Annotated in this window: 20 protein-coding genes; 1 reads left to right on the plus strand and 19 read right to left on the minus strand. The window is 45.2% G+C overall.

What is annotated here, in order from left to right:
* Positions 1-13: 13 nt before the first annotated feature.
* The 11 genes from M3152_RS15770 to M3152_RS15815 form a co-directional block, all read right to left on the minus strand.
* A complete protein-coding gene (locus M3152_RS15770; RefSeq protein WP_251696575.1) occupies positions 14-1,219 on the minus strand; it encodes an ABC transporter substrate-binding protein in 1,206 nt (401 codons plus the stop codon).
* Positions 1,220-1,510: 291 nt separating this feature from the next.
* Positions 1,511-2,851, minus strand: a complete 1,341-nt coding sequence (locus M3152_RS15775) for a sigma-54 interaction domain-containing protein (protein ID WP_251696577.1) — start codon at positions 2,849-2,851, stop codon at positions 1,511-1,513.
* A gap of 122 nt (positions 2,852-2,973) precedes the next feature.
* On the minus strand, positions 2,974-3,633 hold the full coding sequence (gene phoU, locus M3152_RS15780; RefSeq protein WP_251696579.1) for a phosphate signaling complex protein PhoU: 660 nt from the start codon (positions 3,631-3,633) through the stop codon (positions 2,974-2,976).
* Positions 3,634-3,665: 32 nt separating this feature from the next.
* The gene (gene pstB, locus M3152_RS15785) at positions 3,666-4,433 is read right to left on the minus strand and encodes a phosphate ABC transporter ATP-binding protein PstB (protein ID WP_251696581.1); all 768 of its coding nucleotides are present in this window, start codon (positions 4,431-4,433) and stop codon (positions 3,666-3,668) included.
* A 34-nt stretch (positions 4,434-4,467) separates the two neighbouring features.
* Positions 4,468-5,292 carry a phosphate ABC transporter permease PstA gene (gene pstA / locus M3152_RS15790; RefSeq protein ID WP_251696583.1) on the minus strand — a complete coding sequence of 275 codons (825 nt, stop codon included), beginning with the start codon at positions 5,290-5,292 and terminating at the stop codon, positions 4,468-4,470.
* Position 5,293: 1 nt separating this feature from the next.
* A complete protein-coding gene (pstC, locus tag M3152_RS15795; protein WP_251696585.1) occupies positions 5,294-6,145 on the minus strand; it encodes a phosphate ABC transporter permease subunit PstC in 852 nt (283 codons plus the stop codon).
* A gap of 103 nt (positions 6,146-6,248) precedes the next feature.
* Positions 6,249-7,091, minus strand: a complete 843-nt coding sequence (locus M3152_RS15800) for a phosphate ABC transporter substrate-binding protein (RefSeq protein ID WP_251696587.1) — start codon at positions 7,089-7,091, stop codon at positions 6,249-6,251.
* 509 nt (positions 7,092-7,600) lie between these two features.
* Positions 7,601-8,962 carry a 23S rRNA (uracil(1939)-C(5))-methyltransferase RlmD gene (gene rlmD / locus M3152_RS15805; RefSeq protein WP_251696589.1) on the minus strand — a complete coding sequence of 454 codons (1,362 nt, stop codon included), beginning with the start codon at positions 8,960-8,962 and terminating at the stop codon, positions 7,601-7,603.
* 272 nt (positions 8,963-9,234) lie between these two features.
* Complete coding sequence (gene cydS, locus M3152_RS18175) at positions 9,235-9,345, minus strand: cytochrome bd oxidase small subunit CydS (RefSeq protein ID WP_410055881.1); 111 nt, start codon at positions 9,343-9,345, stop codon at positions 9,235-9,237.
* A 15-nt stretch (positions 9,346-9,360) separates the two neighbouring features.
* Complete coding sequence (locus tag M3152_RS15810; RefSeq protein WP_251696591.1) at positions 9,361-10,386, minus strand: cytochrome d ubiquinol oxidase subunit II; 1,026 nt, start codon at positions 10,384-10,386, stop codon at positions 9,361-9,363.
* Complete coding sequence (locus M3152_RS15815; RefSeq protein WP_251696593.1) at positions 10,383-11,729, minus strand: cytochrome ubiquinol oxidase subunit I; 1,347 nt, start codon at positions 11,727-11,729, stop codon at positions 10,383-10,385. Before M3152_RS15815 ends, M3152_RS15810 begins: the two co-directional genes overlap by 4 nt.
* 294 nt (positions 11,730-12,023) lie before the next feature.
* On the opposite strand from M3152_RS15815, the gene M3152_RS15820 reads away from it, so the two are divergent.
* Complete coding sequence (locus M3152_RS15820) at positions 12,024-12,458, plus strand: NUDIX hydrolase (RefSeq protein ID WP_251696594.1); 435 nt, start codon at positions 12,024-12,026, stop codon at positions 12,456-12,458.
* 58 nt (positions 12,459-12,516) lie between these two features.
* Here M3152_RS15820 and M3152_RS15825 read toward each other — a convergent pair whose 3' ends face one another.
* The 8 genes from M3152_RS15825 to pcrA all read right to left on the minus strand — a co-directional run bounded on the left by M3152_RS15825 (position 12,517) and on the right by pcrA (position 23,265).
* On the minus strand, positions 12,517-13,464 hold the full coding sequence (locus tag M3152_RS15825) for a diacylglycerol kinase (protein ID WP_251696596.1): 948 nt from the start codon (positions 13,462-13,464) through the stop codon (positions 12,517-12,519).
* A 110-nt stretch (positions 13,465-13,574) separates the two neighbouring features.
* On the minus strand, positions 13,575-14,144 hold the full coding sequence (locus tag M3152_RS15830; RefSeq protein WP_251696598.1) for a thioredoxin family protein: 570 nt from the start codon (positions 14,142-14,144) through the stop codon (positions 13,575-13,577).
* 419 nt (positions 14,145-14,563) lie between these two features.
* Complete coding sequence (gene gatB, locus M3152_RS15835) at positions 14,564-15,994, minus strand: Asp-tRNA(Asn)/Glu-tRNA(Gln) amidotransferase subunit GatB (protein WP_251696599.1); 1,431 nt, start codon at positions 15,992-15,994, stop codon at positions 14,564-14,566.
* Positions 15,994-17,460, minus strand: coding sequence for an Asp-tRNA(Asn)/Glu-tRNA(Gln) amidotransferase subunit GatA (gene gatA / locus M3152_RS15840; protein ID WP_251696601.1), 1,467 nt, complete (start codon positions 17,458-17,460; stop codon positions 15,994-15,996). The genes gatB and gatA overlap by 1 nt, the downstream gene beginning before the upstream one ends.
* A gap of 24 nt (positions 17,461-17,484) precedes the next feature.
* Positions 17,485-17,772 carry an Asp-tRNA(Asn)/Glu-tRNA(Gln) amidotransferase subunit GatC gene (gene gatC / locus M3152_RS15845; protein ID WP_251696603.1) on the minus strand — a complete coding sequence of 96 codons (288 nt, stop codon included), beginning with the start codon at positions 17,770-17,772 and terminating at the stop codon, positions 17,485-17,487.
* A gap of 111 nt (positions 17,773-17,883) precedes the next feature.
* Entirely contained in the window at positions 17,884-19,002 is a 1,119-nt protein-coding gene (locus M3152_RS15850; protein ID WP_251696605.1) for a CamS family sex pheromone protein, read from the minus strand.
* 6 nt (positions 19,003-19,008) lie between these two features.
* Complete coding sequence (gene ligA / locus M3152_RS15855; RefSeq protein ID WP_251696607.1) at positions 19,009-21,018, minus strand: NAD-dependent DNA ligase LigA; 2,010 nt, start codon at positions 21,016-21,018, stop codon at positions 19,009-19,011.
* 12 nt (positions 21,019-21,030) lie between these two features.
* Positions 21,031-23,265: a DNA helicase PcrA gene (gene pcrA, locus M3152_RS15860; protein WP_251696609.1), complete on the minus strand. Its 2,235-nt coding sequence runs from the start codon at positions 23,263-23,265 to the stop codon at positions 21,031-21,033.
* Positions 23,266-23,278: the final 13 nt, after the last annotated feature.

Below are 23,278 nucleotides of genomic sequence, written 5' to 3' on the forward strand. Positions count from 1 at the left end.
TTAAATAACTCGATTATTCTGCTGAAATAATTTGTAAATCGTCGTTATATGTGGCAATGAATACTTCATCAATACCAAATGCTTCATGGTTTTCCTTTGTAAAAGGTGTTGATTTAATGGCTGTTACACCTTCAAAATCCGTGAAGGATTCAATTTGATCACGAATTTTCTCACTATCCAAGCCAACCTTTTTTATTGCATCTAAGATAAGTTTTGCACTGTCATATCCTTGTGCAGTAGCAATAGGAAACACGTCTTCACCATATGTGTCCACTACTTTTTGATGGAATTTTTTTGCTACTTCATTTTGATCAATCGTATAGGACTGTACAAAATACAAATCATCTTTCACAAGATCACCAACAAGATTTAATACAGTAGGATCACCTGTAGCCCAAGTCGCGTAGATAGGGGCATCTAACCCTTCGTTGAATCGAGCTTCCAGTAACTTCGCTGACTGTGGTGCAAGCCCGTAAAAGACGACTGCCTCCACCCCTGCATTATTCATTTCACGAATAGAAGGCTCGAGATTTAATTCCTTTGGATCAAAAGCTGAAATGACAGTTGGTTCCATATTGTAGTTTTCCTTCATTTGTTTAAGAATATCTTCCCGGCCACCTTGCCCGTATCCCTCTGTATCATGGATAACACCAAGTTTCGTAAGTCCTTGTTTATCGATCAGCTCTTTTAAAATAGCGGACACTTGAACCCCATCAAGAGGAGCCACACGGAAAATATAGTTTTTATCAGCATCCTTATATTCTTGTGTGATTTTTGTCCCTGTAGCTACTGGTACGACTTCAGGAATTTTCGCCTCTTGAACAAATGGAATATGTGCCATGGCATTTCCCGAGTTCGCAGGTCCAACTAGGGCTACAATGTTATCTTGATTGATTAACTTTTGAACAATCTCGATTGACTTTTCTGGTTTGGCTTCATCATCGTATAGAACTAAATTCGCTTGTTGCCCTTCAAAACCGCCAGCATCGTTAAACTCCTTAACAGCTAGGTCTACACCTCTTTTTACTCCTTCACCAAATAGAGCTGTTCCACCTGACATAGAAATAGCTAATCCAATGTTAAAGGTATCCTGACCTTTAGAATCTACTGGATCACTAGTACTGGCGGAACCTGTTTCTTTTACCTGCGGACTACATCCAGCTAAAATTGTAAATAACACCATAAAGCCCACTAGAAAAATTGCGCTTGATTTTTTCAAAGTAATTCCTCCCCCTTTTTAATAAACCTAAAGTTACTCTCCCATCAACCATTCTATAGCTCGTCCCCCTTGGAACCACCTCCAATTTATGCAAGAGAGAAAGCGCTTTCAATTCATTTAATCAAATCTTATGAAAACTTGCAAACCTTTATTTCTGGGCATCTTACTAGATAAAGAGAAAAAACAGTCCAGGAATTCGGACTGTTAATTGATAACGCTTTCCAATATATGATACTGGCTTTTCTTTACGTCCGGATTTCCGTACTAGTGTCCGTATTTTCGGAAATTAGGTCAAAAGTTATATTTTTTCAACTTTTCATAAAACGTACTTTTACTTAAGCCTAATACCTTTGCAGCTTCTCTCCTACTAGGAAATGCCTGAAGGGTTTCAGATATGATATTCATCTCCAATTGTTCAACAGCTTGCTGCAGAGTTTGTGTATTGCTCGTATAGTATAGGGACTTGAGCCGGACTTCTTGAGGCAGGGCACTAGGCAGTACCACATCTCCATTTGTTAAATAGACTGCTGCTTGAATTACGTTATACAATTCTCTCACATTCCCTGGCCAACTATATTCTTTTAAATATTGCATTGTCTCTGCTGCTATCGATAGATTACGCTTTCCCACTTTGGCAATTGTTCCGTGAAAAAAGTGACTTGTGATTTCCTCGAAGTCATCCATTCGCTGACGAAGCGGTGGAATTTGCAACGTAATTGCATGAATCCGATAATAGAGATCCTCGCGGAATTTCCCGGATTCCATTAAGGTTTTCAATGGTTGATTTACAGCAGCGATGATTCGGACATTTACTTTAATTGCTTTTTGTGACCCGATCGGCTCAATCGTTCCTTCTTGGAGCACCCGCAATAATTCAACTTGCAGCGGTAGTGGCATGTCTCCTAAATCATCCAAGAACAAAGTACCGCCTTCAGCTTGATGGAATCTCCCTTTTCTATGGCTATGTTCGGTAGATCCAACACTTCCAAAAAGCTCAAGTTCCAGAAAATCTACGGGTATTGCCGCACAATTCACCTTCACAAAAGGCTTGTCAGAGCGATTCGAGAGGTAATGAATACTCTGCGCAAACATTTCCTTACCTGTTCCACTTTCTCCTTGAATCAATACAGGTAAATCACTTGGAGCAATCATCTGAATCGTTTCTTTAACCGATCTGATCGAATCAGAAGATCCAAGGATATCCTGAAGTTGGAAGATCGCATTTTCTGTTGCATGACCTACCTTAATTTTTTCCATTGTTGTTCTCACATGAGAGCTCAAGTTATGCCAATCGTTCAAATCTCTAAACATTACACTTCCGAAAGCCCCTACAATTTCTCCGTCAACCTCCAATGGGACACGGTTCGCTAACATATAGGTTCCTTTTATAAAATGCGGCGATGCGATATGCACCTCACCTGTCTGTACAACTTCATGCATCCGGGAGTTTTCAATGACTTCTTCTACTGGCATTCCGATTGCTTTTTCACGAGTCGTTTCTAGGAACTTACAGTATTCTTCATTGATATATAAAATGTTCGCTTCTCTATCAACGACAACAAACCACTGAAATGCATTCTCCAATATCTCTAGTAAGACCGATTCCGTTAATCTATCCGTTACTGATGTCATCATACCCCTCCACCACATTCCCCTTTTATTCTTATCTTCTCAAAATAATGAATATAGTGCAAACTAATAAAAAAATAAGGTGGAATCCTTACGATATGAAGGATTCCACCTTATGTAATTAGTTATTGATTCAAATCATAAATCTGACCTTTTATTAAATATGCAGCGCTTTCGGCAATGTTTGTTATGTGGTCGGCTGTTCGTTCAAGAAAGCGATTGATGAACAGTAATTGGACGAGCTGTGTTGTTTCTTCCGGGTGTTGGCGTAAGTATTCAGTAATGCTCTTATATGTTTCTGCGTAGGCATTGTCGACTTGATCGTCTAGAGCGGCGACTTCTTTAGCAAGAGCCATGTTCCCATCGATGAATGCGGACACGGCCATATTCAGCATTTTAAGGGATGTCTCATTCATTTGCTCAAGCTTTGTAATGTTCATCAGTGATTCGGTCTTTCCGATTTTAGCAGTCGCTTTTGCAATGTTTACAGCAAAATCGGCAATACGTTCGATATCAGAAGTGATTTTTAGTGATGCGATGATTCTTCGTAGATCTGTTGCAAAAGGTTGCTCTTTTGCAATAAGCCATACAGCAAATTGGTTGATTTCCTGGTCAAGATTATCAATGGCTGTGTCTTCATCGATGACTCGCAATGCCAATTCAATATCTTGTGTCTTAAACGCAGTGAACGCTTTCTCAAATGCGGATATGGTAAGTTTGTTCATCTCCAACATTTTGTTTTGTAATTCTTGCAAGTTCTTGTCAAAGTTCTTCCTTGCGTTCATGAAAGTCACCCCTTGATTATAATCTTGGTTAATTAACCAAAACGGCCAGTTACATAATCTTCTGTTCTTTGGTCTTTCGGATTTGAAAACACGTTATTTGTTGCATCATATTCAACAATTTCTCCACTAAGGAAGAAAGCTGTTTTGTCTGATACCCTTGCAGCCTGTTGCATATTGTGTGTTACGATTACAATTGTATATTCTTTTTTTAATTGTGCAATCAATTCTTCAACTTTTAATGTAGAAATCGGGTCAAGTGCCGAAGTAGGCTCATCCATTAGAATAACGTCTGGCTTCATCGCAATTGCACGGGCAATACAAACCCTTTGCTGTTGACCGCCTGATAGACCGAGTGCCGATGACTTGAGACGGTCTTTCACTTCATCCCAAATCGCAGCACCACGGAGGCTCTCTTCAACAATCTTGTTCAATTCTTTCTTATTTTTAATGCCTTGCGTCCGAGGTCCGTAAGCGACATTATCATAAATGCTCATTGGGAATAAATTAGGTTTTTGGAATACCATTCCGACTACTGTACGTAATTTAATGACATCATTGGATTTATAAATATCTTCATTGTCGATTACAATATCCCCGGTGATTTTCACCCCATCGATTAGATCATTCATCCTGTTGAGCGTACGTAGAAAAGTGGACTTTCCACAACCGGATGGTCCGATTAACGCTGTCACTTTCTTTTCATCAATATCTAACGAAACATTAAACAGTGCCTGTTTATCTCCGTAAAAAAGACTCAAATCTTTTACACTGATTTTTGCCGTTTTCTCTGACTGCTTCATAAGCGCTACATTTCCTCCTTTACTTCTAGCAACATCAATAATCTGCTTTATTTAGTTTCTTGGATATGAACGTAGCTGAGAAGTTCAATATCAAGATGATGACGATTAATACGATTCCGATCGCGGCTGCCAGTTCTATATCCCCCGCCTCCTGTGTAACTAAATAGGAGTGAACCGTCAGTGTCCTCGCGGAAGAGAAGATGCTTGCAGGCATAGCCGCCACAGTTCCAGCGGTTAAAAATATCGCAGCCGACTCGCCGACAATCCGCCCCATGGAAAGGATGATCCCTGATAGGATTCCAGGCATTGAACTTGGCAAGATGACTTTCATTAGTGTTTGAAGTTTAGTTGTACCTAAAGCCAAAGAGCCTTCACGGTACGTTTGAGGGACCGTTTTCAATGCTTCTTCTGTCGTTCGTATGACGACAGGCAATACAATAATCGTCAACGTCAATGACGCCGCGATGATCGACATGCCAAGCTTTAACGTCGTAACAAAGAATACGGCACCGAATAATCCATAGATGATTGATGGAATCCCTGTTAAGCTTTCTGTAGCAAAACGGATCGTTTTAACAAGCCTGCCTTGTTTAGCGTATTCTTGAAGATAGACTGCCGCTAAAACTCCGATCGGTGTTGCAATAACAAGTGAAATGACGATTGTATACACGGTTGTAACGATCATTGGCCAAATGCCACCGCCGCCTGTCGGTGAATAGTCGCCAAAGATGAATTCGAAATTGATGAGTCGGAATCCTTTATAAAAGATGAATCCTACAATCAGCAAAAGAATACCAACCGTGACGAAAGCCGAAAACCATAGAAGCCCGCGCAATACATTATCCTTAAACATCCTCATTTTAGTGAGCACCCCTTGCGCTGATTTTTGCCAAAACAAAATTTAAAATCAAGATAAAGGAGAACAACACGATACCTGTCGCAAATAACATTTCCTGATGTACGCCTGCCGCATAACCCATTTCCAAAGCGATATTAGTCGTTAATGGGCGGACACTGTCAGTCAGACTTGTAGGCGTGATCAAACTGTTTCCTGCTATCAAAATGACCGCCATCGTTTCACCAATCGCTCTCCCTAAGCCTAAAACGATGGCTGCCATAATACCGGACTTGGCTGCAGGTACAACCACTTTAAATATCGTGCCGATTTCAGAAGCACCGAGTGCCAAAGAACCTTCCCGATATGTTTTTGGAACAGCGCGGATCGCCGTTTCAGCAACCGTCACAATTGTAGGAAGCATCATGATCGCTAATACGATAATGACAGCCAATAAGCTTTGCCCTTTCACTAATCCTAAATTGTTCTGCAAAAACGGCACGATAATCGCAAGTCCAAAAACACCATACAGAACAGATGGAATCCCGGCAAGTAACTGCACGGCTGGCGATATGATTTTAGCAAACCGTTTCGGCGCGATTTCTGAAAGGAAGATCGCTGTGAATAAACCAATCGGTACCCCGATAAGCAGCGCCCCGATTGTCGCATAAATAGAAGCGACGATCATTGGGAATATCCCGAATTTATCCTCACTTGGCACCCAATCCACTCCGAAGATGAAGTCGAAAAAGCTGTACCCCTCTGCAATGAACGGATGGGAGCCTCGATAAAATACAAATCCTACGATTAACAGCAAACTTAGAACTGATAAAAGTGCACAGAATAAGAAAAGCTTTGATGATAAACTTTCCAACATATATTTCCTTCTATTTGATTTACCGTTACCTATGTTTTGTTTTTCAATAGGCGGGCTTGTCATAGCTGCATCCCTCCGAGATCACTATTGGTGATAGACGTAATCAGTTAACCGGGATAGCCCCAGTTTCAACAACTACATCTTGTCCTTCTGGACTTAAAATGAAATCAATGAATCGTTGTCCTGCATCGGTTAGACTTCCTTCTTTGGCGACGAACAAGAACGGACGTGATAGTTTATATGTTTGTTTCAGAACATTTTCCGCTGTCGCTTCCACTCCATTAATGTCAACGGTTGAAATGGACTCATCCACATATTCGAAGGAAATAAAACCTACCGCATGCTTATTCATTGCAACTGTCGTTTTAATATTTCCGTTTCCACTTGCGATAATGGCGCTTCTCACTAACTCACCTGATGAGTAGTCAACGATTTCCTGAAATGCATCACGGGATCCGGAGCCATCCTCGCGAGAAACGACGACAATTTCCATGTCACCGCCGCCGAGCTCTTTCCAGTTCGTTACCTCACCGGTGAATATTTTCTTCACTTGCTCAATCGTGAGATCTTTCACTTTATTCGACGGATGAGTGACGACGACAATGCCATCGTAAGCAATAACAATTTCATTCAAACCGCTATCGACCTCTTCCTGTTTCAAATCACGGGAAGACATACCGATTTCAGAAACTCCATTGATCGCATTTGTTATGCCAGCCGATGATCCAATCTGGTTGATCTCTATTTTGACATCATTGCTCTCCTCATAGGTAAATGCCAATTTCTCAGCTAAAGGCCCTACCGAAGTAGACCCTGAAATAGCAATTGTCGTTGAACCGTCTTTTGACGAGTTGCTATCTCCTTCAGCATTGTTGCCGCATGCAGCTAGTACGACTGTTATGGAGATAACGAATAATCCTTTTAGTGCATCCCTCATGATTTTCATATATGTACCTCCAACATGATTTATTGGCTCTTTGTAAATAATAATGGAAGTTTGTAAATTTACTTAGGTATTCTTGTAAAGGTTTTGTAAATTCACTTTACACATTCCGAATTGTGCGATATATACAGCAATCGATTATCTCTCTCTCATTCAATTTTCCCTTCTTTCAAGAATCTATTTACAAACGTTCAATTCTTTCGAGGTTCTATTCGAGGTGCGCTTTTCGGTGGTGCCTGTGCAGCAAACTATTCTGATTATGCACTACAATTGAATATGTAAATTCACAAAGTTGAATTCATCAATGGGTTACTGGATATTTACTGAATTTATATTCCTCATAGTGAATAGTCATAAATGCACCTTACACAGGCACCAACACAATTCAGTCAATACACTACAATTGTATATAATTAAAAAGGTAGGCAACCATGTCAAGATTTGGTTGCCTACCTTATGAATAGATATACGAATTATTGAATTGTCATAAATGTTTGATGCACAGGCACCGTTTAAATCTCTAGCCAAGCGACGGATTCGACGTGGCTGCTTTGGGGGAACATGTCGACGGGTTGGACTTCTTTTGTCTTGTAGCCGCCGTCTTCTAAGATCCGCAAGTCGCGCGCCAGTGTGCCTGGGTTGCATGATACGTAGACGACACGCTTCGGTTTGTATTCCAAGATTGTCTGCAATAGCTTCTCATCGCATCCTTTGCGTGGTGGGTCGACGACTAGTACATCGAACCGTTTGCCTTCTGCGTACCATCGTGGGATGACGTTTTCCGCTGCGCCCGCTTCGAAATGGGCGTTCGTCATGCCATTCAATTCCGCGTTGCGTTTGGCGTCTTCGATTGCTTGCGGGACGATTTCCACTCCGTACACTTCCTTCGCTTTCTGTGCGAGGAACAGTGAAATGGTGCCGATTCCGCAGTATGCGTCGATAACCATTTCGTCGCCTGTCAGCTGCGCGTAGTCGAGTGCTTGCTTGTACAGCACTTCGGTTTGCGCGGGGTTCACTTGATAGAACGAGCGTGCCGATATTTCAAACTCGATGTCGCCGATCTTGTCGATGATGAACGACTTGCCGTAGAGAGGAAGCGTTTCATTTCCGAAGATGACGTTCGTCTTCTCTCCATTGACGTTTTGCATGATCGACGTCACTTCCGGCACAACCCGTTTAATGAGTTCGACAACGGCGTCTTTCTGCGGAAATTTTTTCTTCAACGTTACAAGGACGACCATGATTTCCCCTGTCGCCTTCCCTTTCCGGACGATCAGATGCCGAAGCATGCCGCGATGGGTCTTTTCGTTATACGCTTCGAGTCCAAGTGCATGCATTTCGTGCTTCAGCGTGGACATCAGTTCATCTGCCTCTTCGCTTTGGATAATACAGACGTCCGTGTCGACGATATGATGGGAGCGTGACCGGTAAAAGCCGGATACGACTTTGCCATCCCGTTCGCTGAAGGGGATCTGGGATTTATTGCGATAGCGCCAAGGGTCTTCCATCCCTTTGACTGGGTGGACAGGTACGTGCGGCAACTTCGCGATGCGGTCGATAACGTCGCGGACCTGTTTATACTTTTGGATGAGCTGGCCTTCGTATGATAGATGTTGCAGCTGGCAGCCGCCGCATTCCCAGAACACATGGCATGGCGGTTCCACGCGATCCTTAGAAGCCTTTGTCACGTTCAACAGACGCGCGAATCCATAATTCTTCAACGTCTTCCCGACTTGGACTTCTACTTCCTCGCCAGGCAGTGCGCCAGGTATAAAAAGCGGGTAGCCTTCCACTTTTGCAACGCCCGATCCGTCATGCGTCAAATCCTCCACATAGACAGAGAGACGATCATTTTGATTTACAATAAAAGACATGATATTTCCTCCAAATTTCGTATGTACTTAGTTTATCACAAAAGCGAATGTTGGCAGGCATGCAAAGCGGCAGGTATTCCACTAACTGCAGATGAATCAAAGGTCCTGAAATGACGATAACTCTTGGGAAGTGACCGATAAACTTGTGAAAGTGACCGATAAGGACCTGGGAATGACCGATTAAATTGTGAAAGTGATCGATAACTTCTCGGAAATGATCGATAAGTATTTAAGATGTAAAAAACAGACGCCAATGACGTCTGTTTTCCACGTTACTCCTCTTTATCCGTTACCGAACCATCTAGCGGCGCGATGAGAAACGCGACGACGATGGCTGCAATCAAGATGATAAAAGGTGCATAGAAAATAATGAAATCAGTCATGCCCATAAGCCCCCTTTACACATGGAAATCCTTCTTCCCACGGACGTATCCTTTATTGAACAGGAACAGTCGCATGAGCAATACAAGCGAAGGGATCAAGAGTCCCAGTCCTAGGATGAACGCGATAATGAGCGAGATTGCCATCGCAGGATTCGTGAAACTGTCGTAAATCGTCAAATACGGGTACAACAAGTACGGATAGTGCGACGCACCATATCCGAAAAACGCAAAGATAAATTGGCCCATGAGCAAAATGAATGCCCACCCGTAATTGTGGCGCTTCCAAAGCAGCCAAACCGTTCCTGCAAACAATAGGAACGAGATGAGGAACATTGGCCAAAACGTTTGGATGTTGTTGTAATGCTCGAGATTATGTTTACGAAGCTCGAATATGATGCCCCCTGCAGTAATGATCGTCGGCAATGACCAGATGAGCGCATATTTCCGCAGCAAATTGGTCGCTTCAACGTCGCCGGCTTTATGCGCATACCATGTCAGGAACACTGCCGAAATGTATAGCGTCGCTGCAATGCTCAAGACGACAATTGACCATGTCAATGGACTTGTGAATAAGACCCAGTAATCGAGCACCGGATTTCCATCGACAATTTCGATGAAGCCGCCTTCTGAAATGGTCAGGACGATTGACAGCGACGCGGGAATCAATATACCCGCCAGACCATACATGAATGAATAGCCTTTATGGCCCCTTGCGCCGTATGTCTCGAAAGCATAATACGAGCCGCGGATTGCAAGCAGGATGATGCCAAAGCTGACAGGCACCAAAAGCGTAGTTCCGTAATAGAATGCTGTCTTCGGGAAGAACCCGATGATTCCTACGAAGAAGAAGACGAGAAAAACGTTCGTCACTTCCCATACAGGAGATAAATACCGCTGGATGACTTTCGTCAAAATACGCTGTTTACCGGTCAGCAAGCTGTATGCATTGAAAAAGCCAGCTCCGAAATCAATGGCGCCTACGAGAATATAACCGAAGAGGAATGTCCAAAGAACTGAAATCCCTAAAATCTCCAAGTTCATTGTACATCACCGCCTTTTTCCTTATGACGATCTTCCAATTCGCGTTCGACTGGGTTTTTGTTGAACATCCGTCTCAGGACGACGACGCTTCCGATGCCGAGGACGAGATACAGTAATGCAAATAGCATCAGCATGAGGTCTACTTGCCCGCTTGTCGTTGCGGCATCCTCGACTCGCATAATCTTCCGAAGTATCCACGGCTGCCGTCCGACTTCCGCAAGCCACCAACCAGATTCGATGGCGATGATTGTAAGCGGTGCTCCGAGGACAATAAGCCAGCGGAACCATTTTGTCGATACGCGTTTCCAGCCCCGGTTGACGCCGATCCAATATAATGCGGATAAGATTGTCATCCACATGCCTATGAATACCATGATGTTGAATAAATAGTGGATATAAAGCGGTGGTATTTCATCCTCAGGGAACTGATCCAGACCGATTACTTCCGCGTTAGGATTATTAAATGCGAGCATGGAAAGCCCGAACGGAATGTTAATGGCATACTTCACTTCCCCATCTTTCAACACACCAAGCAAGATGAGAGGTGCATTTTCCTGCGTTTCAAAATGCCACTCTGCTGCAGCAAGTTTTTCGGGTTGGTACTCGGCTAAATACTTACCGGAGAAATCCCCGATCAATGCAGTTGCGATTGAAAATACAAACCCTAGTTTCATTGTTAAATACAGTGCTTTCTTATGATAAACATGGTCGGAGCCTCTCAATAAACGGAATGCCGCAATCGCTGCCAACACAAATGCCGCAGTCATATATGCCGTGATGACGACATGCGCCACTTTCGTCGGCATTGCCGGGTTGAACATCGCAATGATCGGATTGATATTGACGATTTCCCCGTCCACGATGTCAAATCCTCGAGGCGCATTCATGAATGCATTCACCATTGTGATGAAAACGGCAGAAAACGAAGCGCCGATTGCAACCGGAACTAATAGCAGCAAATGCTTTTTCTGATTTTCGAATCGATCCCATGTATATAAATAAATCCCGAGGAAGATGGCTTCAAAAAAGAATGCGAACGTTTCCATGAATAACGGAAGCGCTATGACATTTCCCGCGAACTCCATGAAATTCGGCCAAAGCAACGATAATTGCAGACCAATGGCGGTTCCTGTAACAACCCCGACAGCCACGGTAATGATAAAACCTCGCGCCCACCGTCTGGCAAGCAATATATAATGTTCATCGTTTTTCTTGATGCCCACCCATTGCGCAATCATGATCATGAGTGGGACACCGACGCCGATTGTCGCGTAAATAATATGGAATGATAATGTAAGTTCTGTTAGGACACGCGAATAAAAAACGGCTTCTTCATTTCCCATCTATTTCCCCTCCTTCAACTTCCGAAAATTCTACCGACAATTGATAGCAACATGATTCCCGCCACTGTAAAGACAAGCCACATGAGCCACTTCTCTTGTTTCTTATACACGGGATCCCTCCGTCCGTTGAATTCCTTTTGATTATCATAAGATAACTGTTCATTACTTTTCCCTATTTACGGTTGAAATAACAGGATTGTCACATGAATTGTGAAATGTTTTCAACTAACGTATTGCTCTTGAGAGTATTTGGAATCTTGTGTATAATAGAGAGATTAAAGAGAGGTGAACACAATGGAAATTAAGAGAAAAGTGCTGGCTTACATTACGAAGGATGACAATGCAGAACGGAAGCTCCTTGTGTTCGAGCATAAGGATAATCCGGAAGCAGGTTGGCAAGTGCCGGGCGGAACGATTGAAGAGGATGAATTGCTCTTAGATGCGCTCTACCGCGAGATCGAGGAAGAAACCGGCATTCGGCGTGAGCAGTTGCAGTTAAATGGCAAAGTGAATAAGGAGAATTATTTTCCTGAAAACCGTCCGAATGTCATCCATGAGCGGAATATCTTTCATCTCACCTATATCGGCGAGGAAGAATCGGAATGGGACACTTGCGTCAACAGTACCGGTAAAGACAACGGCATGATTTTCCATTGCCGCTGGATTCCGGTGAATGAGTTGCCCGAGTTAGCTGCAAGTCAGGATAAAGCGCTCGAGTTTATAATTTGAGGCGAATTAATGGAGCCCTTATGTAAATAACCGCAAAAAATAAAAGCTGCATGGATGTTCAATCCAATGCAGCTTCTTCATTTTCAAGTTCATTATCAATTCGATCCTGCTCACGCAATTGGTCGAGCGGGGCGAACATTTCAATATGGCGATATCGGTTTTCGAAGGTGGCAGGAAGGGTTCCGCCGTATTCCCCATCCAAGTTGAGCAGCACTTCTTCGGACGATGTAATTGTAACTTTCGAAGGCTTTGCGGAAATGACGAGCGGATCATCCAAATGCTCACCGCGCAATGCTAGTGTGACAATCCTGATGAATTCGGCCATATTACATTTTTTCAATACTAATAACGTGAATTTACCGTCATTGATGCTTGAATTCGGCGCCAATTTCTCCAGTCCACCGACGGAGTTGGTCAAACCGACGAGAAAGAGCATCACTTCACCTTCAAACACTTCATCATCATACTCGATTTTCACATTACTCGAATGGATGGAAGGGAGCATTTCAATCCCTTTTAAATAATAGGCAAGCTGGCCGAGTACCGTCTTAAGCTTGCTTGGTACTTCATATGTCAGCTCTGTCATACGCCCGCCGCCTGCGATGTTGATGAAATGACGATTGTTCATGAGGCCGACGTCCACCGGAATTGTCTCTCCGCGGACGATGATGTCGATAGCTTCGTCAATATCCCTCGGAATTCGAATGGCCCTCGCAAAGTCGTTCGTCGTACCGGTCGGAATAAGCCCGATCGTCGGCCGTTTTTCAAAGGGGGAGACCCCGGCGACGACTTCGTTCAACGTACCATCTCCACCTGATGCGATGATGACGTCAAAGCCCCTCTCCACGGCATTTTTGGCAGCAATGGTTGCGTCTCCTTCCGCCGTAGTCGCATGTACGGATGTTTCATAGCCGGCCACTTCTAGCTTTTCCAATACTTCAGCCAGGTGCCTCCGGAATATTTCACGTCCTGCTGTCGGGTTATAAATGATTCTTGCACGCTTCATACATGTTCCCTCTCAATTCATACAAAATGCAACGCTTGCAGTCGTCAATAATCCAGCAATCAATCGCTTACTTGGACTATCGGTCCTGCCAAAAAGTTCCCACTGCAGTATTATTTCGTCTGCTGTAATGCGGGCATGAACGTTTTGCGGATATCTTCGTAGACGGTAAGCCATAATTCTGGCTGGGTCGTATATTGCTTCATCAATTCAGAAATGAATTCCCGCTGTTTTTCATCAAAATCCGGCGCCTCTTTTGCCGGAAGCTGTTTGCGGCGCTCCATTACATCTTCCTGGATGGACGCTGCACGTGGTCCCCACTTCGCCAGTACTTCTCCTTCTTTATCAAGCAGCAAATAGATTGGAATTGAGCGGCCGCCATTTGTTAGATGCCTGTCAATTAAATCCGTGTCTTCATCGCGATAGACCACCCGTACATCCAGGTCCGCAGCTTCTGCAATACGGCGCAGGATCGGATTGTTCATCATTGCGTCCCCGCACCAATCTTCCGTTATTACTAGTATATTGGGCTTTGCCGTTTTTGCTATTTCAATAAATGCATCGTCTTGAGGAACATCGAATTTTTCATAAATACCGAAGCTGTTTTCTTTATGTTTGTCCATGCGATCCATGTAATCTGCAAGTGAAATCGCTTCTTCGAAGTATTGCTTTTCAGTTTTCATTCCGACACCTTCCTTTTTCTTTATTAAATTTTGTGAAATATAACGAACCCGGATTTACGCTACAGACGGACGCTTTCCAATCGAACAGCGAAGGGTTCGATTTGCCGTATTTCTGCGCTTTTTGCAGAAATTAAGGCAGCCTGCAATATCCTATCCTGCTCCCTTAGGGTCGCAGAAAAATTGCTCGCAACGCTGCCTTGTGCTCGCAAACGCCGTTCTTAGTTACGGCGTTCACAGGAGTCGCCGTCTTTCGCTTCAATCCTGCAACCCTCAAATAAAATAGAATCCTTTTCTTTAGTGTAAGGCTATTTGTTGTGTGAATCAAATAGGATGCCGGTGCAACTTTTCATTTATACAATCAAAAAACGCCCTATACGGAGACTTTCGCAAGACCCGTATAGGACGATTCAATTTCGGACTTATCGCTTGTTGATTTCCTCAAGGAGAATTTTATTCACCAATGGCGGGTTCGCTTGCCCTTTTGTCGCTTTCATGACTTGTCCGACGAGGAAGCCGACTGCTCGGTCCTTGCCGTTTTTGAAGTCCTCGATCGATTGTTCATTCGCATCGAGAATTTCCGTCACGATTGTGCGGAGTGTGCCTTCGTCGGAAATTTGGACGAGGCCTTTCTCTTTGACGATGTCGGCGGCATTCCCACCGTTTTCGATTAATTCTTTGAACACTTTCTTAGCGATTTTGGATGAAATGGTGCCATCCGCGATCAATTTAATCATGCTCGATAATCCTTCCGGTGTAAGCGCTGTGTCATGAAGCTCTTTCTGTTCAGCATTCAAATACGCAGACACTTCACCCATCAGCCAGTTGGAAGCAAGCTTCGCGTCTGCACCTGCTTCAACCGTTGCGTCGAAGAAATCGGACATCTCTTTCGTCAATGTCAACACATGCGCGTCATATTCCGGCAGATCGAGCTCATTGACATACCTTGCTTTACGAGCATCTGGCAACTCCGGAATCTCGGCACGTACCCGATCGACCCACTCTTGGTCGATATGGATTTCCGGCAAGTCCGGGTCGTTGATGAAACGGTAATCGTTCGCGCTGCCTTTAATACGCATAAGCACGGTTTGACCCGTTGCTTCGTCGTAACGGCGTGTTTCTTGCTGGATTTTTCCGCCTGACAAAAGGATTTTCTCCTGGCGCTCGACTTCATTCGCAATTCCTCTGCGGACGAAGTTAAAGGAGTTCAAGTTTTTCAATTCGGTTTTCGTTCCGAATTCCTCTTGTCCGAACGGGCGCAGTGAAATATTGGCGTCACAACGAAGCGAGCCTTCCTCCATACGGACGTCCGAAACGCCTGTATATTGGATGATTGCTTTCAGCTTCTCGAGGAATGCATATGCCTCTTCTGGAGAGCGGATATCCGCTTCCGTGACGATTTCGATTAACGGTGTGCCTTGTCGGTTCAAGTCGACGAGTGAGTAGCCGTTGTCGGAGTGCGTCAATTTTCCTGCATCCTCTTCAAGATGAACGCGTTCGATGCGGATTTTCTTCTTTTTGCCTTCGACTTCAATTTCAATCCAGCCGTTTTGGCCAACTGGACGCTTGTCTTGCGAAGTTTGATAGGCGCTCGGGTTATCCGGATAGAAATAGTGCTTACGGTCGAAGTTCATGACCTTTGCCACTTCACAGTTCAATGCGAGTGAAGCTTTCATTCCGAAGTCCACCGCACGTTTGTTCAACGTAGGCAATGTTCCCGGGTATGCCAAGTCGTACACATGGATGTTCATGTTCGGCTCTGCACCGTAATGGGATGGCGCCGGTGAAAAGATTTTCGTATCGGTTTTTAATTCAACGTGGACTTCAAGTCCAACAATCGTTTCAAAGTTCATTAGTTAGTACCCTCCCCTAAAGATGGAGTGCTTTTATGGAAATCAGTCGCTTGTTCGAATGCGTGCGCCACTCTATAAATGAGCGCTTCATCGAAATGCTTCCCGATGATTTGGAGACCGACTGGCAATCCATTCGAAAAACCACACGGAATTGAAATGGCCGGAATACCAGCTAAGTTAACAGACACTGTCAAAATGTCGTTGGCGTACAATGTCAATTGGTTTTGCGCGACGCCGCCGATTTCGTATGCAGTTGTTGCACTTGTTGGTCCGACGATGACATCGTGATTTTCAAATACGGATGCAAAATCTTGAGCGATCAGCGTACGGACTTTCATCGCTTTAACGTACAACTCTTCATGATGATCTGCACTTAGTGCATATGTGCCGTAGAGGATTCGTTTTTTCACTTCTGTTCCGAACCCTTCCGCACGTGAACGTGTATAGACCTCTTCCAGATTTCCAGCATTCTCTGAGCGGTATCCGTAACGAATTCCGTCGAATCTCGCGAGGTTGGAAGAAGCTTCTGCTGTTGCAATCGCGTAGTAAGTCGGCGACGCATATTTGGAATGCGGAAGCGTCACTTCTTCGATAGATGCGCCAAGCGATTCAAGCACTTTCAACGATGCGCGGACCTTATCTTTTACATCATCTGCGATGCCTTCACCTAAATATTCCTTTGGAACGGCGATGCGCAAGCCTTTAATATCTCCAGTCAAAGCGGATTTGAAATCAGGCACTTGCTGTGGTGAAGATGAGGAATCTCTATGATCGACACCTGAAATGGCGTTCAATAACAGTGCATTGTCTTCGACAGTCCGAGTGATCGGACCGATTTGATCCAAAGAGGAAGCAAATGCGATTAGACCGTTTCGCGACACTCTTCCGTATGTCGGTTTCATCCCGACGACTCCGCATAACGCAGCTGGCTGTCGAACCGATCCACCAGTATCCGTACCGAGTGAAAATGGCACCTCGCCCGCTGCAACAGCAGCTGCAGAACCACCTGAAGAACCGCCAGGCACGCAGTCCAAATTCCATGGATTATGCGTTGTCTGGAATGCTGAACGTTCAGTTGTGGAACCCATGGCAAACTCGTCCATATTCAATTTACCGACACTGACCATGCCCGCTTCGTTCACTTTTTCTACGGCTGTAGCGTTATAGACAGGTACGAAATTCTCAAGCATCTTGCTTGCACACGTTGTCACTGTTCCTTTTGTAACGATATTGTCTTTTATGCCGATTGGCAATCCGAAAAGCGGGCCGCGGCTTTCTTGCGATGAGTTGTCCAATGCTTCCGCTTTCGCTAGCGCCTCTTCTTCCGTCAACGCCAGGAATGCTTTCACTTGACCATCCAGCGCTGCAATCTGCTTGAATGAATCTTCGGTAACTTCTTTGACAGAGACTTCCCGGTTATGTAAAAGTGCTTGAAGTTCTGCTGCCGTCTTTTTCATTAACGTCATGTTACTTCCTCCTAAAAACCGTTATCACAGGATATTCGGAACTTTGATCATTCCGTCTTCATGCTCTTTTACGCTTGCCAACATTTCGTCGCGATCAAGTACATCTTGCGGGACGTCTTCCCGAAGCACATTGAACATCTGCAACGGATGAGTCATCGGCTCTATATTATCTGTATCCACTTCTTTCAACGCATCTCCAAATTCCACAAGATCGGAAATGATTTCTGAAAACACTTCCGCTTCTTGATCCGAAAAGGCGATTTTCGCAAAGTTCGCGAAGTAATGTACGTCTTCTGTCGTAAATTTCGTCATTTGATTTCCTCCCCAATTGCAATTGTACGACTTATCATACCACCTAACCGGTATGTTGAAAAGCAACTGCGCCCATGGTTAACAGCATGGACGCGCATGTAAACTGATATTCTAATAGCCATAAATATGGACGAAAGGTTCATCACTACCGGCTTCCTTGACAATGAGCGCCTCCGGGCCGTTTACCGAGGTGACACTCACTTCGACATCGATGTTGGGAAAGTACTTGATGACATGCGAAGCCAAAAACTGTGTGAAGCCGATGACTTCACCTTTCCCGAAAAACTGGATCGGAATGTCGATGGAAATCGATTGCATCCTTTTGTCTTTGAAAAAGCCTTTTCCGATCACATTGACGAAGCTCGGAAAATAGTTATCGATATCCTGTTTGAAATTGCTGAATTTCGTATTGATATCTCGGTAATTATCAATGTCAGCGGGAGCGGGAAGCAACACGTACCGTTCATTCACTTCTTTCCATCCAGATGCTGATGATTTTCCTTTATCAGCAAAAGCGGTTGCGAAATAAGTGCCAGGTACGATTGCATTTCTTTTCTCCTGTTTGAACAGGCCGATGACGATCGGAATATCCTGGAACCCTTCTTTTGCACGCATCCTGCTGACGATTTTGTCCGCCATGGCGATGCCTTGCTTTTCGAGTACCGAATCCGTTATTTCAATCTCTTTCCCGTCTTTGGAATAATAGACGGAATTCAACGCAAGCCCAATCGAAACACCGGACAGACGTACTTTCTTTTCGTCCGTCAGCGTCAAATAGTTTTGCTCGATAATATGCGCCAAATAGATCGGCTTCTCTTCCGCATCTTCCCCTTCCGCTTCAGGGGGATTCAAGCCTTGTTCATTGGTTGAACTTCTGGCAAGCCATGCGCGTGCAGTTTTTCCATCGATATACTGCCCTTCTTGGAAGAAATAGTTTTTCGTGTCAAAATGCTGGGCAGATAAACGAAATAGCCCTTCTTCCGCTTCCCCGATATCATATTTCGTAGAGATATTGCTCACGACAAGGCCGCGGGTCGCGCTTTTCTTGAACGGGGTGACGGTCTTGTAATAAGTGTCATTCACCTGTACATCTGGAATCATGACAGTTTCTTCAACCTGTTCCTCATCATTTTCCTGGATGACTTCCTCTTTATCGGGTCCGATTGACGGCATACAGCCGCCTAACGTAAGGACAACCGCCATTCCGGATAATACTAATAGCCTTTTCATTGAAAATTACTCCTTTTCGCCGAGCGCGTCGACCAACTCTGTTTCGTTCCATACCGTAATACCGAGCTCCTCCGCCTTCACGAGCTTCGATCCGGCTTCTTCCCCGGCTATGACAAGGTCCGTCTTTTTACTGACGCTCCCGCTCACTTTACCGCCAAGCGCTTCAATCCGCTCTTTTGCTTCATTGCGCGTCAATATCGAAAGCTTTCCCGTCAGAACGACTGTTTTTCCTGCAAACGGGCCATCAGTCGGAATCTCCTGGCGTGTTCTGCCTTTAAAATCCATGTTTACGCCGTACGACTTCAACTTGCCGAGCACTTCCAGTACATCTTCATTATTAAAAAATGTGATGACCGCGTCCGCCACTTTGTCGCCGATTTCGTGAATCGATGTAAGCTGGTCCGCATCCGCTTTAGCGATTTCATCCATCGTGCCGAATTCCTCCGACAAGATATGTGCCGCTCTTACCCCGACATGCCGGATTCCAAGGCCGAACAGCAGCTTCTCCAAAGAATTCGTTTTGGAAACTTCAATCGCTGTCAATAAATTCGTAGCGGACTTCTCTCCCATACGCTCGAGTGACAGTAGTTGTTCCTTCGTCAACCCGTAAAGGTCCGAAACATCATGGACGAGACCTGACGTGTACAATTGATCTACGACCCGTTCGCCGATTCCTTCAATATTCATCGCATTACGGGATACGAAATGGATGAGCGCTTCCTTCATCTGCGCTGGGCATTGCGGATTGACGCAACGAAGTGCTACTTCTCCTTCAATCCTGACGAGTTCGGAATCACAGACTGGGCAATTATCAGGCATATGATACGGTTCTTCATTCCCGTTCCGTTGTTCGATCAATACAGTGACGACTTCAGGAATGATATCCCCCGCTTTACGGATGACGACTGTGTCACCGATACGGATATCCTTTTCACGGATGAGGTCCTCGTTATGGAGGGAAGCCCTTGCTACTGTCGTTCCGGCAACTCGGACCGGTTCCAAAATGGCGGTCGGCGTAACGACTCCTGTCCTGCCGACGCTCAACTCGATGTCAAGCAGCTTTGTATGGACTTCTTCCGCAGGGAATTTATACGCGGTCGCCCAACGCGGACTTTTCGCCGTGAATCCAAGTTGCTCCTGATCTTCATAGCTGTCCACTTTAATGACGATTCCGTCGATTTCATAATCCAGATCCTGCCTGCGTTCCTGCCAGGACTCTATATAGTCGAGCACTTCCTCGATCGTTTTGCACCGTTTGCTTTTCTTGTTCGTTTCGAATCCGATACTAGCAAGATAATCAAGCGAATCGGCATGGCTGTCCTGTCCGAAAGCCGTACCATCCCCACCGACACCATAGATGAACACGGCAAGATTGCGGCTCGCGGCTATTTTCGGATCAAGTTGCCGAAGCGATCCCGCAGCTGCATTCCGGGGATTCGCGAACGGCTCCTCACCGTTTTCATCCCGCATTTCATTTAATCTCATGAACGATTTCTTCGGCATATATGCTTCCCCGCGGACTTCAATTGTCACCGGTTCAGATAGCTTCAGCGGAACGGTTCGGATCGTCTTCAAATTTGCGGTGATTTCCTCTCCCACCGTCCCGTCCCCTCGCGTTGAACCTTGGACGAACGTCCCGTTTTCATATTTCAATGAAACGGCAAGTCCGTCAATCTTCAATTCACATATATACGTGGCATTTCCCGCCTCCGCTTGCACTCGTCTGTCGAAGTCGCGTATATCCTCTTCATTAAACACATTTGATAAGCTCAGCATCGGGTATTCATGGACGACTTTGCTGAACCCTTCAAGGACTTCCCCGCCAACACGCTGCGATGGCGAATCGGGAAAAATCAGATCGGGATTTTCCGCTTCGATAGACAGCAATTCCTGCATGAGGCTGTCATAGACGGAATCGGGCACGGCCGGCTTGTCCAACACATAATAGGCATGCCCGTACTCCTTTAGCAGATCATTGAGCTCCTGTACACGTTTTTCAACTGCATTGCGATCCATTCTGTCCTCTCCCTACGCTTTTTCTATCGGTGCAAATTTGGCAAGAAGCCGTTTAATGCCTACAGGTTCCGGGAATGCGATGTCGAGTTCGAGATCATCATGATTCCCTTTGACGCTGACGACCATTCCTGTCCCCCATGCTTTATGGGTCGCTTTGTCGCCCGCCTTCCAGCCCATCTTCTCTCCGCCGCTTGTTTTATAGACCGGCCTTTTGACAGCGGGACGCACTGGTGCTTCCCCACGCGAAAATCCGCCATATGAAAAGCCTTGATTGTTATTGGATGTCACTTCGATAATATCATCTGAAATCTCATTTAAAAAACGGGATGGATTATTGAAACTCGAACGGCCGAACAATGTCCGGTAGGAAGCGCATGTCAAAAAGAGCCGGCGCTCCGCACGGGTGATCGCCACATAAGCAAGCCGACGTTCCTCTTCCATCTCTTCATCGTCGCCGATCGATCGGACATGCGGGAAGATGTTCTCTTCCATGCCAATGACGAAAACGACCGGAAATTCAAGTCCTTTTGCCGCGTGCATTGTCATTAGGACGATTTTTTCCGTTGACTGGTTCTCTTCTTTATCCAATGAATCGATATCGGCAATCAATGCCAGGTCTGTCAGGAATGCGACGAGCGAACGGTCGCCCTCCTCTTCTTCGGCCCTCTTTTCGAAAGCTTCCGTGACGGACAGGAATTCCTCGATATTTTCCAGCCTGCTTTCCGATTCAATCGTCTTCTCACGGATGAGCATGTCGCGGTAGCCCGTCTTTTCAAGCACTTGCTCCACAAGCTCCGTAACGGACAAGTATTCCTGCATCTGTGTAAACCCGCTGATCATATCCCTGAATTTAGATGCTTCGTTTGCAGCCCTTGCCGTCAGCCCCATGAAATGGACTTCCTGCAACGCGTCAAATATGGATCTGTCGTTCTCAATCGCAAATGACGCCATCCTTTCGAAGGAAGTCGCACCGATGCTCCGTTTCGGCTCGTTGATGATGCGTGCAAGTGCCAAGTCGTCATCGTTATTGGAGATCAACCGTAAATAGGCGAGCAAGTCCTTGATCTCTTTCCTGTCATAGAACTTCGTGCCGCCGACAATCGTATATTCCAAATTGGATTTCACGAGATATTCCTCGATGACACGGGATTGGGCATTCGTTCGATAAAGAATCGCGAATTGATCAAGCGTCAAGTTTTCGCGTTCTTTCAGCTCGATGATCTGTTGGACAATGAACTGGGATTCGTCCTTTTCATCGGAGGCCTTATAGATCGTGATTGAATCGCCCTCCGCATTTTCCGTACGGAGCTTCTTGTCGTAGCGGCTCCGGTTGTTCTTGATGACGTCGTTTGCCGCCTGCAAAATCGTTTTCGTCGAACGGTAATTCTGCTCGAGTAAAATGACGGTTGCATCACTATAATCCTTTTCAAATGATAGGATGTTGCCGATGTCAGCGCCGCGCCATCTGTAGATTGATTGGTCGGAATCACCGACGACACATAGGTTCCGGAATTTCGCCGCCATCATATTGACGAGGCGGTATTGGGCATTGTTCGTATCCTGGTATTCATCCACATGGATATATTGGAATTTATTTTGATAAAATTCGAGGACTTCAGGGACGCGTTCGAATAATTTGAGAGTCATCATGATGAGGTCGTCAAAATCGAGCGATTGGTTTTGTCTCAGTCTTTTCGTATAGCTTTCATAGACATTTGCAATCGTCTTTTCATAAGGGTTATGCGGATTGATTTGCGCAGTATATGCTTCCGCGTCGATGCATTCGTTTTTCGCCGAACTGATTGCCCCGAGCATTGCTCTCGGATCATATTGCTTCGGATCGAGATTGCGCTCTTTCAAGACATTTTTAATGACCGTCAATTGGTCTGAGGTATCAAGGATTGTAAAGCTTTTCGAAATTCCGATGCGGTCGATGTCCCTCCGTAAAATTCGGACGCACATCGAGTGGAATGTCGAGACCCACATTCGTTCGCCAGTCCCGGGGCCAAGCAACCCGTCAATCCGTTCGCGCATTTCACGGGCTGCTTTGTTTGTAAATGTGATCGCCAAAACATTGGAAGGATAGACCCCTTTTTCCACGATCAAGTAAGCGATCCGGTGGGTCAGTACCCGAGTCTTCCCGGATCCTGCGCCTGCCATGATCAGCAGAGGCCCTTCCGTCTTTTTCACTGCGCGGGCTTGTTCAGGGTTCATGCCTACAAGCAGATCTTCCGCAATTTCCTTCATACATCATACCGCC

Source organism: Sporosarcina luteola, from assembly GCF_023715245.1.
Classification (GTDB): Bacteria; Bacillota; Bacilli; order Bacillales_A; family Planococcaceae; genus Sporosarcina; species Sporosarcina luteola_C.